Here is a 14,989-nt window from a genome sequence, read left to right as displayed (position 1 = left end):
ATCCACCATTTCCAACCATTGGTAATGAAGCTCTCTTTCTGGAATAATTTCCTCCCCTACTTCTCCTGGTATATTCCTTACGCTTTTACGATTGCGTTGATGATTCCGAATTTGGCCCAAGCCAATGTTCCGGAGGATGATCTTCCTACTCCATTGGCCAGTAATGTCGTGCGCTGCGGCTCTGGAAACGTCACTTTCACCGCTACAGGATGCACCACTGGCAATGGACCCAAATGGTTTGAAAGCAGTACTTTAAGCAACGAAGTAGGCTCAGGAATGACGTTCACGACTCCCTCGCTGGACAAAACGACCGACTACTTTCTTGCCTGTGTGAGTAATGATGACAGCAATCTCAAAAGCGCGGCGGTGAAGGTGACGGCTGTCGTTAAACCAGCGTTGGTTGTAACACTTTCCGGGATCGACTCATTGTGTGATAATAGCTTTCGCGCTTATTGGGGTTCGCCCACTGGTGGCACCTTCACACTTTCCGAAAATTTGAGTAAAGATTATTATTCTGTGTACGCGGGCAACTATCTGGTGCTGCTGGCAGGATCGGGTATCCCGACGGTTAACATTGACTACACATATACCGATCCAACCACTGGCTGCTCGGCCACGGCATCAAAAACCATTACTTCGATTCCAGCACCGACTCCCAGTGTCAACAGTCCTACGATCTGTGAAGGAGATACGGCCATCCTGACCATTGAAAATTGCTCCGGCACTATCGGTTGGTTCGGTGGAGGCATATATGGCGGCTCCAAAGTCATGCAGGTCGCCCCCACGGTGACTACTGACTACTACGCCCACTGTTTTAGCGGCGGATGTGACAGCTTGATGAATGCCAAAGTCACGGTCATTCCAAGGCCAACTGCTTTGATCAGTGGACCAGATGCAATCTGTCAAAGTGGATTACCCTTTTCCTTCGTGGGGACGCCAGCGGGGGGGAGTTTCATTTTGCCAGAGGGCTTACCATCCGGTGCGGTTACCGTATCCGAGAACCAGTTGACAGTCAATCCTGGCTTTGAAATAGCCCATAAAGCTTTTCGCTATCAGGTAGCCTACGCTTCTGCCGAGTGCGCGACGGTATTGACGGCGAATAAGTTTTTGACCATTACGCCTCCGATCAAACCAACTGTTACAGCGCCTGTCACGATCTGTGCCGGGGATAACGTTAATCTGAAAATTGATAATTGTCCGGGAAAAGCGTATTGGAGCAATGGGTATCAAGCATTTTACACCTATGTTTCTCCAACCGTCACGACGGATTACTCAGTGCGCTGCACTGTGGGAGGATGCGATACCACACTTTTCACCAAAGTTACTGTCAATGGGGTACTGCCCCCTATAAATTATGTCGATTCCAGTTGTGACCCCGCAAACAATACTGGCAGTTTACGTGTGATTACTTCCCAGGGTGCTACGTTGACAACTGATAGCGGCATCTTAGATGGAACCAGGATTTACGGGATACCTGATTACAAAACAGCAACTATCTCATCCACTATGAACGGATGCACGGCTCAACTCAAACTGACATTTAATTGCGGAGCGTATCCCAATGCCAACTGTTTTTACAATCGAATCGATACGATCTCAGCAACGGCCGCTACCTGCTCTGGTACTTCTCTGAACAGTGACGCCTCGATTTTGATCGATGCCGTTTACGCCGACCGATATACGTATGCTAAAACGCTGGCCGAATTGCTTCCTTACAGCAAATCAACTGAGGTTCTCAATTATAAAATTGCCATAACTGATTTACCTAATCCCGGCAGTCCGGCAGGGCAAATTTATTTCGTGCGCATTTATAACCGCAGTGACTCTTGTAGTTTTGACACCACCGTGGTAGTCCCTTTCCGCGATTGCCGTATTCCCTGCGCTAAACCTGATGCCGGGGGGGATTACTTTTCGACTGGAATGTGGTCCATCTTCCAACTACCAACTGCCGGACCTTTACAAAAATGGTCGGCTGCTCACAGCAATCCGTCTGGAACCATAAATGCCGCTACCGGATCAGTCAACGGGCTTTTCCTTGGCGGAAAATATTTGTTCATATTGTCGGACTCGGGACCGGGTGGGCCATGTGCCGATACCGTGGTTGTGTATAATGGTATACAGGAATTACCAACTATTACTATCTACTCAGACACCCTAACCCTTCCAAAGTACCTCATAAATCAATGGGATGGGAAAAAGCTCACGAACGTTTACGGTATTTGGTCGCCGCTGCCTGGGAATCCAGCTACCTTGACTTATTCGGGAAAAGCGAGCGGCTTGACAGTTCCCGGAGAATACAAATTTGTCATGAACATACCGTTCGACAAAAATTATCCTTTTGGGCAACCTAACACTCTAACCCTAACCGTCATCAAACTCGACGACTGCCCCCCGCAACAATGCATCCCTTTCTCCATAAAAAAGATAAAACTGGCAGCAAAGTAAAAAGGCTAAACCAAGCAAAAAAGCGGCTTCCCAATCAAAAGGGAAGTCGCTTTTTTTGGTGAAAACAGGTTCTGTCCCCAGAACAAATCCTTCTCCAGAAAACCATAAGAAATCCCCGAAACCTGACGTTTCCTTGTTACCTTTGAGGTTCGGCGGACGGACGGGTAGTTGTTGGTTTGGTTAAACCATTCGAGTATCCCGCTGTTTCTCTTACGTATCAATTCCTAATCTAATTTTAACCCATGTACATTTTGTGTAAAAAATTCATTCATAGCAGCTTGCTGGCATTGGCGGTTTGCTGCGGGCTGAGCATCGGGTTTGTCTCGGCGCAGTCCGGTGGCAAGCGGGTGCTGGTTTTCTCCAAAACCGAAGGCTATCACCACAATTCCATCGCAGTTGGCAATAAGCTTATTATGCAGCTAGGCAAGGAGAATGGCTTTGTCGTGGATACTACTACCAACTCTAATGCCTTTACCGATGACAACCTGAAAAAATACAGCGAGGTTGTGTTTCTGAGTACGACGGGTGACGTGCTGGACGATGTCCAGCAAGTTGCCTTCGAGCGGTACATTCAGGCTGGGGGCGGCTACGTTGGCATTCACGCCGCCGCCGACACCGAGTACGGCTGGCCCTGGTATAATCGCCTGGTTGGAGGCTGGTTCGCCAGTCACCCCAAAAATAATATTCAGACGGGCGAGGCTTTCGTCGTCAACCGCAATCATCCTTCGATGGAGGGCTTTCCCGACAAGTGGACGGTGAAGGACGAGTTCTACGACTTCAAGAACTTCAACAAAGATGTGACTGTGCTGGTCAAAATCGATGAGAACAGCTATAAGGAAGGGCAGATGGGCGACGACCACCCGATGGCCTGGTATCACGAATTTGAAGGCGGAAAAGCGTTTTACACCAACTTTGGCCACACCGACGAAATGTACTCCAACCCCGTGTACGTAAAGCATCTGCTGGGTGGTATGAAGTGGGCAATGGCCGGTAAACTGGATTACGCCAAATCACGTCCCGAAGAAAATCGCTTCATCCGCAAAGTGCTGGTGGATCATCTGGACGAACCCACTGAGCTGGTAGTACTTGACAACGGAAAAGTACTCTTCACCGAAAGAAAGGGAGCCGTCAAGCTTTATAATCCCAAAACCGGAATCACCGAACTTGCTGCTACCATCCCCGTCCATTTCCAGCGCGAATATGGTCTGCTGGGCATCAACATCGACCCGGACTTCAAGACTAATAATTGGGTGTACCTGTACTACTCGGCCGTCGATCCTGACAAAAACAATCGACTTGTCCGGGTGAAATGGGACGATGCGACCAACAAGTTGAAACTCGATACCGAGGAGCTTTTGCTGAATGTAGCTGAAAACCGCATCGGAGGCCAGGACGACTGCTGCCATACCGGTGGCTCCATTGCCTGGGACAAAGAGGGTAACCTGTACCTGTCGACGGGCGATAATACCAATCCCTTCCAATCGAATGGTTTTTCTCCGAGTGACCTGCGTCCAGGACGTGAGAAGTTCAGCGCTCTTAATTCGTCGAGCAACACCGCTGATCTACGCGGCAAAATCTTGCGGATTAAGCCCCGAGCTGACAAAGGCTACGATATTCCCGAAGGCAACCTCTTCCCCAAAGGAACCGAGGGTGCCCGGCCCGAAATCTACGTAATGGGCAACCGTAACCCTTACCGTATTGCTGTCGATCAGCGTACAGGCTATCTGTATTGGGGCGAGGTAGGTCCCGATGCCGGGGAAGACAATCCCCTGCGCGGCCCCAGAGGCCATGACGAAATCAACCAGGCTCGCAAAGCAGGGTACTTTGGCTGGCCATTATTCGTAGGGGACAACAAACCCTACCGCCTGTTCAATTTTGCCGATAGTACTTCCGGCCCTTATTTTGATCCGGAAAAGCCGGTGAATCCTTCCACCCAGATCAAAGGTCTCAAGCAACTACCTCCCGCCCAGAAGGCTTTCATTTATTATCCGTATGCCGATTCTCCCGAGTTTGGAGCTATCGTGGGCAAGGGTGGCCGTAATGCCATGGCAGGTCCGGTGTATTACTATGATGACTATGCCGACAGCAATGTAAAATTCCCGCGCTACTACGATGGAAAGCTCTTCGCCTATGAGTGGATGCGCGGCTGGGTCAATCCGGTAACGATGGCTCCTAACGGCGATTTCGTTTCGATGGAGCATTTCATGCCTTCTTCCACTTTCAACCATCCCATGGACATGCAGTTTGCCAAGGATGGCTCCCTGTACATGCTGGAATACGGCAGCAACTGGTTTGCGCAGAACGATGAAGCCCGCCTTACGCAAATCACTTACAATGCGGGTAACCGCGCTCCCGTGGCAATGACATCGGCCGACAAAAAAGTGGGAGCTACGCCCTTGAAGGTGGCATTCTCGTCCAAGGGCACAATGGATTATGACAAAGACGCCTTGAAATACGAGTGGACGTTTGGTCCTGGTTTGCCGAAAAGCACTGAGGCTAACCCAACCTACACCTACACCAAGCCGGGTGAATACACGGCCACGCTGAAAGTAACCGATGCCAAGGGCAATACTTCAACCTCCAATGTGTTGGTGAAAGCGGGCAATGACGTTCCCAACGTGGAAATCGCCGTAAAGGGTAATAAATCCTTTTACTTTGACAAAAAACCCGTCGCCTACGACGTGACGGTTAAAGATAAGGAAGACGGAACGTTGGCCAAAGGCGTCGATCAGAATGACGTTCTGGTAACGATCGACTACATGGAAGGTTTTGACAAAACTATGCTGGCACAAGGGCACCAGGTCAACACAGGCTTTGCCACGGGTAAGCGTCTGATCGAGCTGAGCGATTGTAAGGCTTGCCATAGCATCGATAAGAAGTCGGTCGGTCCGGCTTACATAGACGTAGCCAAAAAATACCAAAAAGACCGGAATGCAGTGAAGCAACTCTCGGAGAAAGTGATCAAAGGCGGTGGCGGTGTATGGGGCGAACAAGCCATGGCTGCCCACCCGCAGTTGAAGGCCGAAGAGGCGCAGGACATGGTGAAGTACATTTTGTCGCTGGCCGATGAGAAAAAGCAGGTGAAACGTGAGCCACTGGCCAGCACGTTCACCCCCGAAGCCAAGGATAAAGCGGGTTCTTACGTCCTCACGGCCAGCTACACCGACAAGGGCAACGGAACCATCGGTCCACTGTCAACTACGAAGAGCGTGGCCCTGCGTCCCGCAAAAATGAAGGCTAATTTACTTGACAGTGGCAAAGACTACATGAAGTACAAACTCCCGACGGGTTCGGAAGTAGTGGTAGCCACTGCTAACAATAGTAATATGGTCTTTAAGGATATTGACCTCACGGGCATCAGCAAGTTGAAAGCCAGCGTATTTACTACCGAAGGCATGACATCGGGTGGTACAATTGAGGTCCATTTGGATTCGCCCAACGGCCCGAGTATCGGCTCTGCGCAAGTGAAGCAGGGTACGATGGGAGAAGTGGACATCCCATTGGAAGTCCCCGCTGATAATCGGCAGCGAGATATCTACTTTGTCTTCAAAAACGCCGATCCGAAAGGAAAGCCGCTCTTTGCGGTGGACACCATCGAGTTCGTGAACGGAGCGATGTAAGTCGATGAATAGTGGAAAGTGGACAATTTAGTTTTTCCATTACCCATTGGTTGAAAAAAAAGCGGGCGCCGGGATTTTCCCGGCGCCCGCTTTTTTTACTGTTTGTCAGTCTGAGCGGAGTCGAAGACCTCCTTCTATATACCCAGAACCTTCCGGTTGAAGTCCTCGTCAGCCCCCGCGCTCGCGAAGTCGTCAAAGGCTTTATCGGTCACTTCGATGATGTGGCTTTCGATGAAAGGCGCCCCCTCGGCGGCACCCTGCGCGGGAGACTTTATGCAGCATTCCCATTCCAACACCGCCCAACTACCGTAATCATACTGTGAGAGTTTGGAGAAAATACCGGAAAAATCCACCTGCCCGTCGCCCAGCGACCGGAAACGGCCGGCGCGGTCGGCCCAGCCTGCAAAGCCGCTGTACACGCCCTGCCGTCCCGTAGGATTGAACTCGGCATCCTTTACGTGGAAAGCTTTGATGCGTTCATGATAAAGATCGATGAAAGCCAGATAATCCAACTGCTGCAAGACAAAGTGGCTGGGATCATAGAGAATGTTGGCACGTGCATGCCCATTGACCGCATCCAGGAAGCGCTCGAAAGTCGCCCCGTCGAACAAATCCTCGCCCGGATGTAGTTCATAACAAACATCGACTCCACAATCTTCAAAAGTATCCAGGATGGGTTTCCAGCGCTTAGCCAATTCCGCAAAGGCTGTTTCTACCAATCCCTGCGGACGCTGCGGCCAGGGGTACATGTACGGCCAGGCCAATGCTCCTGAGAAACTGGCGCAGGCCGTCAGCCCCAGATTCTGACTGGCTTTGGCGGCCATGGTGAGTTGATCTACTGCCCAAGCCTGGCGGGCCGAAGGGTTGTTACGAACCTCGGGTACGGCAAAGCCATCGAACATGGCATCGTAGACCGGGTGCGATGCTACGAGTTGTCCTTGCAGGTGCGTGGAAAGCTCAGTCACTTCCACGCCGATGTCTTTCAGCTTGCCCTTGTACTCGTCGCAATAGGTTTTGGACTCAGCCGCCTGCTTTAAATCAATGCAGCGAGAATCCCAGGTAGGAATCTGAATACCTACGTATCCGAGATCGGCCATGTATTTGGCAATACTTTCAAGCGTATTGAAAGGGGCTTCGTCGCCCATGAATTGGGCCAGGAAAATGGCGGGGCCATTTAGGGTTTTCATAGTTTTTAATATTGAGTTAGTGAATTTTGGAATGTCGGAATAAATTGTTCCGACGTCCAATAAGTTTAATAGTCAGGTATTAGAACGGGTTGAACTTCGAGCTTTGGAAAGAATTTTCAGAATTTCAAAGGTTTCGGCTTTGAGCGAAACGAGTTTCTTTTCTTCGACAATTCCAGCTTCTTCTAAAATTTCTAACCAAAATAAAGACTCATCTGCTTCCTCGATCGTGATCGAAAGTTTGGAAAAAAACTCGGCCTTACTCCTTGCTCTGCATGATGCCCGATAATTGGCACCCGTCGAGGTAGCTGAACGCAAAAGCTGCTTTCCAATTATGCGTGCTTCCTCATTTGAAGGCAAAGCTTGGTAAAGTTTGATGTGCCGAAGTACCAATTTTTTGGTTCTCTCACGCATTGCCTCAACAAAATCAGCTCTAGCCTGATATTCGTACTCAGCACTCTCTTCAACCCACCAATCTTTCTCCATAACAATTTGGAATGTTGGAAAGTGATTGTAGGAAAAAAGTATTAAATGATGACCTGCGAAAGCAACATTCCTTAATTCCGACATTCACTAATTCCAAATTATATCTCCACCCACTTCTCCCCCCGGGCGCTTTCCAGGATCTTTTCACAAATCAGCAACTCGCGGTAGCCGTCGGCGAAGGTGGGGAAGGTGGGGTTTTCGGGCTGCTTTCCGGCTTCGATAGCAGCATAGACTTCCTTGAACATCTGCTTGGAGGTATCGGGGAAGCCCTCGTTGTGGCCGCCGGGGAAAGAGATAACGGAACTGGCTTCTTTGTGAACCAGTGAAGGGTCGCGCATGAGTACCTCGTTATAGCCGTCGCGATTGCCGATCCAAAGTTCGTTGGGACTTTCGGAATTGAAACTAAACGTTTTTTTGGACCCCGAAATTTCAAGAGCCATGCGGTTCTTACGCCCCGCCGACACCTGTGATACGGTGATAACGCCCCGGTTGCCGTTATCGAATCGTAGCAGCACGTTAGCGTGGTCTTCGGTGTTGATGGGTACGTCGGCGTAGTCTTCGGGTTTCAGGATTTTGCCTGAATAGGTTTCTACTTCCTTGAGCGGCTTCTTCCGGGTTTTGTGGATGGTATTGAAATCAGCCATCACGGCTACTGTTTTCAGACCGGTAATGTATTCCAGAATGTCCATCAGGTGAGAACCGATGTCAGCAATAGCCCGCGAGTCGCCGGATTTGTCGGGTTCGAGCCGCCAGTTGTAATCGGTTTCGTAGAAAAGCCAATCCTGCAAATAGGAACCGATCACGGAGTAGACGTCGCCGAGTTCGCCTTTTTCCCGCATTACTTTCATTTGTCGGGCCAAGGGGTAGTACCGCAGGTTGAAATGCACGGCGTTGACCAGACCTGTCTTGGCAGCCAATTCTACCAACTCCTCAGCTTCGGCCAGGTCTTTGGCCAAAGGTTTTTCGCAAATTACATGCTTGCCAGCTTCCAAGGCTGCTTTTGACTGAGAATAATGCAGGAAGTTCGGAGTGCAGATATGGATGGACTGAATATCGTCCTGTTTCAACAATTCATCGAAGGTGTAGGAACGCTCGATGCCCAGCGACTTGGCTTTTTCGGCGGCCAGTTCTGCGGTAACTTCACAAAGTGCTACCACTTCTACATTAGGCAGGCGACGCAGCGCTTCAATGTGGGCGGGGCCGATGAATCCGGTTCCTACTACTCCTACTTTTACTTTTGCCATTGTTGTCAATTTTGACGGGGCAACCCCCGCTGTGAGAGAATTGTGAATTAGTGTATATTGAATTTTTTAGATAATCAAACGGTCCGCTTTTGCTTCCAGGCAGCATAAAGTAGCGCAGAGGTGGCCACCAACGATATCAGCGCCGCGCTCCACGGGACGGACTCATTGTCTTCTATGTTGTAGTCTACCATTTTCTGGTGATAGAGGTATAGCATCATCACCATGAATCCATTGTTGACGAAGTGGGCGAATATGGCGACCCACAAACTACCCGACCAGTAATACAAATACCCGAACAGGGCGCCCAACAGCATTCTGGGAATAAACCCGTAGAACTGCACGTGTATGGCGCTGAACAGCGCGGCTGCCACCCAAATCGCTAAGTGCGGGTTGAGCCATTCCTCCATCAGCTTTCGCTGCAACACACCCCGGAAAAGTACCTCTTCTCCGATGGCCGGGATAATTCCTATGACCAAAAGGGCTATTGCGAACTGGGTGGGCGAGTCGAAATCAGTCAGAAAATTGGTCAACCCCTCCAATTGTTCCTCTTTATCGCGCATCCACTGCTCCACTCCACTCAGGAAGTCGGGTAGCACCATACCCTGGTTCCACTCGATGATCAAACCGTTGAGCGGCATGAAGGCCAGCACGACAAGCAGCGTCAAGCCCCAAAACTGTGGGGGCGTCAGCGCCCGCGTCCGAAAATCCGGCAGACTGCGCCGCTCAATGTACGACCAATACAGAATCGGTGGAATCAGGTACGTAGAGACATGCGCCGTGGCTTGTAGGAGCATCAGGCCGTACCAGCCATTCGGTACAGACTCGGGCGACTGTATGAGCGTAGATACGATTTCGATCCCGGCCATTCCCTCACCACTCCCCAGGAATTTCATCAGAAAAAGCACGGCCAGCATGTTCCCTACTGACATTCCCACCAAAATAAAACCCACCAGAACCAGAAGGCTCCGCCAGGTGTTGGGAACGCGTGAGGATAAAGATAGGTGGGGATTGTGTTCCATAATTGGCGTAAATTTACGGGGAAATTGTTTAGTTGCGGGGTAGTTTAGAGGTTTAGTTAGTTATTTTTGCTGATGTTGAGCGACAGAAACGTTTGTTGGATCAGCGGTGAACCAGTCAGCTCCCGGACTCCGAATTATTCAAAACTACCTGATGAAGCTTATGCTATTTTAGGCCTCCCTCCTGCACCGTAATTTTACATCCGTACTTCGAAACAAAAACCGTCACCAAAACGGCAAAATGACAAAGATTGGAAATATTACGCTCCCCGACTTCCCGCTACTTCTGGCGCCGATGGAAGATGTAAGCGATCCGCCATTTCGGGCCGTGTGTAAAGAAAACGGGGCGGATTTGATGTACACGGAATTCATTTCGTCCGAAGGTTTGATTCGCGATGCCGCCAAAAGTGTGCAAAAGCTCGACATTTTTGAGTATGAACGGCCCATCGGTATCCAATTGTTTGGCAGCGACGTCGAAACCATGCGATCCTGCGCCGAAATCGCCACAAGGGCGCATCCCGACCTGATCGATATCAACTACGGCTGCCCGGTCAAAAACGTGGCCTGCCGGGGGGCAGGAGCTGCGCTTTTGCAGGATATTCCTAAAATGGTTCGAATGACTGAGGCCGTGGTAAAAGCCACGCACCTGCCCGTGACGGTGAAGACGCGGCTGGGCTGGGACGACAGCACGAAAAATATTCTTGAGGTAGCCGAGCGCTTGCAGGATATTGGTATTCAGGCCCTGACCGTCCACGGGCGTACGCGGGTACAGATGTATAAAGGCTCCGCCGACTGGACCCTCATCGGACGCATTAAGGAAAATCCCCGCGTCACGATTCCGATATTTGGCAACGGTGATATCGACAGCCCGCAGAAAGCCCTTGAATACAAAAACCGCTACGGGGTAGATGGCATCATGGTGGGGCGGGCCTCCATCGGCTATCCCTGGATTTTCAACGAAATAAAACACTACCTCGCTACAGGGAAAATGCTCGCTCCCCCTACCCTTACTGAACGGGTGGAAGTATGCCGCCAACATCTTGACTTCTCGGTGCGCTGGAAAGGCGAGATAACCGGGATATTCGAGATGCGCCGCCACTACACCAACTATTTTCGGGGGCTGGATCATTTCAAGCCCTACCGGATGAGGCTAGTGCAGAGCATGTCGTTCGATGAGCTCAACGAAATTCTGAACGAGATCAACGAAGTGTTTAGCGGGTCAGAAGCCCTGGCTTTATGAGCGACAAGACGACGACTTCCGAAAACTCAGCCCCGTTGCTGGCTTGGGGGCTGCTCGTTTTGCTGGCTTTGGTGTGGGGTAGTTCTTTCATTTTGATTAAGAAAAGCCTGCATACTTACTCTGTCACCGAAGTCGCCGCCGGTCGGGTGTTCCTGGCATTCGTATTTTTCATTCCGGTGCTGATCCGTAGTTGGAAAACAATCCCGAAATCGCTCATGGGTCTGTTTTTCATTTCTGGTTTGTTAGGTTATTTCCTGCCGGCATTTCTTTTTGCCAGAGCCGGAAGCGAGATTACCAGCGCTTTGGCTGGCACACTCAACGCCGTGAGCCCGATGTTCACGATGCTGATCGGGCTGCTCTTTTTTGCCAAAAGTACCAACCGGATGCAGATTCTAGGCTTGGTAATTGCCCTGGCGGGCGCACTCATGCTGATTTTCACCAAGGCTGGCATGGCCATTCCCGAAGTGAATTTCTACGCGCTTTTCATTGTGCTGGCCACAGTGTGCTATGGCACCAACATCAATATCGTGTCCAAGTTTTATAGTGGCTTGTCCCCCGTCGTGTCAACGGCCTGGATCTTTGCGGGCGTAGGGCCGCTTTCGCTTGGCATTTTGCTTTTCACCGACTTTTTCGAAAAAATAGCCGAACCCGCAAATTTGCTTCCTTCGGCCTACCTGATGAGCCTGGGGGTACTTGCCTCCGGGCTCATGTCCGTACTTTTCAACCGGGTCATCCAATTATCTAGCGCGGTTTTTGCGGCTTCGGTCACATACCTGATGCCCATTGTTGCCCTTTCGTGGGGTTTGCTGGACGGCGAACTCGTGGGCATTCAGCAATGGGCAGGAACGGCGGTCATCTTAGTAGGGGTATACATGATTAATCGGAAGAGAAAAACCAAAAGGGTAGTTTTGGAACCAAAGCACATTTTGTAATAAATCAATTCGAAATGCTGAAAGTCAAAGTCAACGAATCGCAGGAATACGAGGTCACTTCCAAAAAAGAGGGCTGGTATTTGAATGATGAACTATTCGACGGTGACCTGGTGCAGCTTGGTCCGCAAAACTACCATGTAATCTGGAAGGACCGATCCTTCAATGTGGAGGTCGTGGAATATGACGCCACTGCCAAGCAGGCCTCGCTGAAGATAAACGGGCACCTCCTTACGATCTCGGCCAAAAATCGTTTCGATCTTCTGTTGGAGAGCATGGGCATGAGCCAGGCCGTCAATAATAAGATCAACGAAATAAAAGCGCCCATGCCGGGACTTATTCAGAGTATCGCCGTGAAAGAAGGTGATGCCGTCCAGAAAGGCGACACCCTACTCGTGTTAGTGGCCATGAAGATGGAAAATGCCATCAAAGCCCCCGGCGAAGCGACTGTGAAAACCATCCGCACCGAAGCAGGCAGTAGCGTAGAAAAGAATCAGGTGCTGATAGAGTTTGCCTGATCGGCTTGTAATTATGCCCGGCTAGTCCTTATTTTGCGCGACCATTTCCCCAAATCTCCACATGTCCCAGCCCAAATACAAGCGAATTCTTCTGAAACTCAGTGGCGAAGCCCTCAACGGCGGCGACAAAAGCCAAGTAATAGATTTTAACGTATTAGATGATTACTCCCGGGAAATCCGCCGGGTGTATGATGCGGGCGTAGAGATTGCCATTGTTATTGGTGGAGGCAATATCTTTCGCGGAGCTTCCGTTGAAAAATCTGGCATCGATCGTGTTCAGGGCGATCACATGGGTATGCTCGCCACCGTCATCAATGGCATGGCCGTACAGAGTTCACTGGAAAAGCATGGCATGATTACCAGGCTGATGTCAGCAATCAAGATGGAGCAAGTGTGTGAGCCGTTGATCCGGCGCCGGGCCATCCGACACCTTGAAAGAAAACGGATCGTGATCTTCGGTGCTGGCACCGGAAATCCGTATTTCACCACCGACACCACGGCCAGCCTGCGGGCTATCGAGTCGGAAGCGGAGGTAGTTCTTAAAGGTACCCGCGTGGACGGCGTGTATACCGCCGACCCGGAAAAAGATCCATTGGCCATAAAGTACAAGCACCTTTCGTTTGACGAAGCTCTGGCCAAGAATCTGAAAATCATGGATATGACCGCCTTTGCTTTGTGTAAAGAGAACAATGTACCCATAATAGTCTTCGACATGAATAAGCCCGGCAACCTCTACAACCTGATCATGGGTGAAGAAGTGGGAACGCTGGTGTCGAGTGAAGCTTAGATAGTTTAATTTTGAATGTGTGATTGGGAGAATTAGTGAGTGTTTGATTCAGCTTTATATTCTTCCAATCACTCATTCGCTCATTCAAAATTGAAAATGGAAGAAATAGAAATTTATCTTGAATCGGCTCAGGAAACGATGGACGGAGCCCTTAAACATCTGGCCATCGAACTAGGTAAAATACGGGCGGGCAAAGCTTCCCCTCAGATGCTGGATGGTATTCAGGTGGACTACTACGGTTCCCCCTCTCCCTTGCAGAACGTGGCATCGGTTAACACTCCTGACGCCCGCACGCTGGCAATCAAGCCCTTTGAAAAACGGCTGATCCCAGACATCGAGAAAGCCATTCGTAATAGTAATATCGGCCTGTCGCCCAACAACGATGGCGAAATAATACGGCTGTCAGTTCCTCCACTGACCGAGGAGCGCCGTCAGGAACTCGTGAAGCGAGTTAAGCAGGAAGTCGAAACCGCTAAGGTAAATGTTCGCAACGTGCGGCAGGATGCCAACAATTCCATTCGCAAATTGACCAAAGAGGGTGTATCGGAGGATATGGTGAAAATCGGTGAGGACCGTGTCCAAAAGCTGACCGATGAGCACACTGACAAAATCGACAGAATTTTCGAAGCGAAAGAAAAGGATATTATGGAAGTGTAGAGATGCTATTGTCCCGGTGGTGTGAAAGTACCATTCGGGATCGTACTTTCTTTAAAACTTTGCTTGCCTCTATTTATGCTATCCATACAAAAACGCCCTTCTTTATAGGAAGGGCGTTTTTTATTTATGAGATCGGCAATTGCGTTACCACAAATTGTTGTTGGTCATAGCAGTCACTTAGGCCTCGTTCAATACGAAATCCAATTTGTCAAATATCAGCCTAACCGCCTTGGCAATGTGGTCGGGATTGCGGTCAAAGGTGTTTCCGTCGGTCAAACCGCTGGCATATCCCTGCCACACGACCACGCCTTTCTTGGCATCCACAAGCTGCACCATCACAGTACCTTTGTCCAGATAATATTCGGTGTCGTTCTCATTGATGGAAGAGGAGAATGGAATAATTCCCAATCGGTTGTTGGTGACTTCTTCCGTGCCCCAATAGTTGTCATCGTGGAAATAACCGTCGGCTTCATCGACGGTTATTGGCTTTTCGAAGACGCGGAAGTTCACCAGAACGTCAGGGTTATTCTGGTTCATGTTCATGTTGCGCGATTTCAATTCGTGCGCCACCGCATCCTTTATTTTGCTTTTCAACGTAAGGTCATTTATGGCATAGGCAAGGCTATTTGTGGTGGTCACGTGCTTGGCCCAAGCGTAATTCTTATAGCTGTCAAACGGTGCGGACAAATCCTTATCAGCCGTAACAGTATAGCGCTGAGCCAGAAGTGGCGTGGTGAGAAAAGCCAGCAGTACGATTAAGATTTTATTGAGTGGTTTCATGGTAGTGTATTGGTTTTATTATAAATTGATTAAATAACATAAAATATCAACACGTTCATTGTCAGATACTCATGTTGATTAAA

General features: G+C 49.9%; 12 protein-coding genes. 7 read left to right on the top strand and 5 right to left on the bottom strand.

The features are described from left to right. Nucleotides 1–24 precede the first annotated feature (24 nt). Both IE117_RS16550 and IE117_RS16545 read left to right on the top strand, forming a co-directional pair. Nucleotides 25–2,445 carry an immunoglobulin domain-containing protein gene (locus IE117_RS16550; protein ID WP_189565592.1) on the top strand — a complete coding sequence of 807 codons (2,421 nt, stop codon included), beginning with the start codon at nucleotides 25–27 and terminating at the stop codon, nucleotides 2,443–2,445. A gap of 242 nt (nucleotides 2,446–2,687) precedes the next feature. Then, nucleotides 2,688–6,065, top strand: coding sequence for a ThuA domain-containing protein (locus tag IE117_RS16545; RefSeq protein ID WP_189565591.1), 3,378 nt, complete (start codon nucleotides 2,688–2,690; stop codon nucleotides 6,063–6,065). A gap of 134 nt (nucleotides 6,066–6,199) precedes the next feature. Here IE117_RS16545 and IE117_RS16540 read toward each other — a convergent pair whose 3' ends face one another. From IE117_RS16540 to IE117_RS16525, 4 genes are all read right to left on the bottom strand, one after another. Next, nucleotides 6,200–7,252: a sugar phosphate isomerase/epimerase family protein gene (locus IE117_RS16540; protein WP_189565590.1), complete on the bottom strand. Its 1,053-nt coding sequence runs from the start codon at nucleotides 7,250–7,252 to the stop codon at nucleotides 6,200–6,202. Between the two features lie 72 nt (nucleotides 7,253–7,324). Continuing rightward, a complete protein-coding gene (locus tag IE117_RS16535; protein WP_189565589.1) occupies nucleotides 7,325–7,735 on the bottom strand; it encodes a four helix bundle protein in 411 nt (136 codons plus the stop codon). A gap of 98 nt (nucleotides 7,736–7,833) precedes the next feature. Further along, entirely contained in the window at nucleotides 7,834–8,979 is a 1,146-nt protein-coding gene (locus IE117_RS16530; RefSeq protein ID WP_189565588.1) for a Gfo/Idh/MocA family protein, read from the bottom strand. A 74-nt stretch (nucleotides 8,980–9,053) separates the two neighbouring features. Beyond that, complete coding sequence (locus IE117_RS16525) at nucleotides 9,054–9,998, bottom strand: CPBP family intramembrane glutamic endopeptidase (RefSeq protein ID WP_189565587.1); 945 nt, start codon at nucleotides 9,996–9,998, stop codon at nucleotides 9,054–9,056. A gap of 238 nt (nucleotides 9,999–10,236) precedes the next feature. On the opposite strand from IE117_RS16525, the gene dusB reads away from it, so the two are divergent. The 5 genes from dusB (at nucleotide 10,237) to frr (ending at nucleotide 14,126) form a co-directional block, all read left to right on the top strand. Further along, a complete protein-coding gene (gene dusB, locus IE117_RS16520) occupies nucleotides 10,237–11,235 on the top strand; it encodes a tRNA dihydrouridine synthase DusB (protein ID WP_189565586.1) in 999 nt (332 codons plus the stop codon). After that, complete coding sequence (locus tag IE117_RS16515; protein WP_189565585.1) at nucleotides 11,232–12,167, top strand: DMT family transporter; 936 nt, start codon at nucleotides 11,232–11,234, stop codon at nucleotides 12,165–12,167. Before dusB ends, IE117_RS16515 begins: the two co-directional genes overlap by 4 nt. A 14-nt stretch (nucleotides 12,168–12,181) precedes the next feature. Further along, complete coding sequence (locus tag IE117_RS16510) at nucleotides 12,182–12,682, top strand: acyl-CoA carboxylase biotin carboxyl carrier protein subunit (RefSeq protein WP_189565584.1); 501 nt, start codon at nucleotides 12,182–12,184, stop codon at nucleotides 12,680–12,682. 61 nt (nucleotides 12,683–12,743) lie between these two features. Next, a complete protein-coding gene (pyrH, locus tag IE117_RS16505) occupies nucleotides 12,744–13,469 on the top strand; it encodes a UMP kinase (protein ID WP_189565583.1) in 726 nt (241 codons plus the stop codon). A 96-nt stretch (nucleotides 13,470–13,565) separates the two neighbouring features. Continuing rightward, on the top strand, nucleotides 13,566–14,126 hold the full coding sequence (gene frr / locus IE117_RS16500) for a ribosome recycling factor (RefSeq protein WP_189565582.1): 561 nt from the start codon (nucleotides 13,566–13,568) through the stop codon (nucleotides 14,124–14,126). Between the two features lie 177 nt (nucleotides 14,127–14,303). Here the strand turns inward: frr and IE117_RS16495 are convergent, their stop codons facing one another. Then, nucleotides 14,304–14,906 (bottom strand): DUF4136 domain-containing protein, encoded by a 603-nt coding sequence (locus IE117_RS16495; protein WP_189565581.1) that lies wholly within the window; start codon nucleotides 14,904–14,906, stop codon nucleotides 14,304–14,306. Nucleotides 14,907–14,989: the final 83 nt, after the last annotated feature.

Source organism: Persicitalea jodogahamensis, assembly GCF_014651615.1.
Lineage (GTDB): Bacteria > Bacteroidota > Bacteroidia > Cytophagales > Spirosomataceae > Persicitalea > Persicitalea jodogahamensis.
This window is presented reverse-complemented; position numbering and strand designations above follow the sequence as displayed.